The organism is Agromyces binzhouensis, from assembly GCF_004135055.1.
GTDB lineage: Bacteria > Actinomycetota > Actinomycetes > Actinomycetales > Microbacteriaceae > Agromyces > Agromyces binzhouensis.
The window spans coordinates 1-820 of record NZ_SDPL01000717.1; the positions used below are offsets into that span (position 1 = coordinate 1).

1 protein-coding gene is annotated in these 820 nt (G+C 74.6%); it reads left to right on the plus strand.

Translation table 11 applies throughout. From position 1 onward, the window contains the following. Window positions 1-800, plus strand: an 800-nt coding sequence (locus tag ESO86_RS17845) for a YhgE/Pip family protein (protein WP_165308374.1), incomplete at its 5' end; no start/stop codon positions are given. Window positions 801-820 lie beyond the last annotated feature (20 nt).

Sequence of the window (820 nt, forward strand, 5' to 3'; positions counted from 1 at the left end):
CCCAGCTGAGCGACGGCGCCGCGGCATCCGCCGACGGTGCGGCACAGCTCGCCGACGGCACGGGCGAGCTCGCCGACGGCCTCGCCCAGGGCGCCGAGGGCACCTCGTCGCTCGAGGGGCTCGACCCGGAGGAGACCGCGGGCGTCGTCGCCGAGCCGGTCGTCACCGAGGCGACCCGGGCCAACGAGATCTCCACGTTCGGCGAGGTCGTCGCGATGCTCATCGGCCCCATCGGGCTCTGGCTCGGCGCGATGACGCTGTTCCTCGTGTTCCGGCCGCTCCGCCGCGAGGCGCTCGAGACGACCGCGCCGACGAGCACGCTCGTCGCGCGCACGCTCTTCCGCGGCTCGCTCGTCGGACTCGCGCAGGCGGCCGCCGTGGTGCTGCTCATGCACACCGTGCTCGGCGTCGCGTGGGCGCTGCTGCCGCAGACGCTCGCGTTCTCGGCGCTGCTCGCGGTGGTGTTCACGGCGATCCACGCGTTCCTCAGCGCCTGGCTCGGCCGCATCGGCACGGTCGTCTCGCTCGTGCTCGTGGTGCTGCAGCTCGCGGCATCCGGCGGGGTCTACCCGCTCGAGATCGTGAGCGGGCCGTACCAGGCGATCAGCCCGTTCCTGCCGCTGACCTGGGCGGTGCAGGGCATGCAGCTCATCGTCTCGGGCGCGGGTGGATCCGGGGTCTGGGCCGCGGCCGGAGCGCTGATGCTGTTCGGCGTGCTCGGGGTCGCGGGCACCGCGATCGTGGTCGCCAGGCGCCGCGGCATCCGCACCGCACCACGGCTCGCACCGGTCAGCGCCTGACCGGCAGCGCGGCGGCGTCA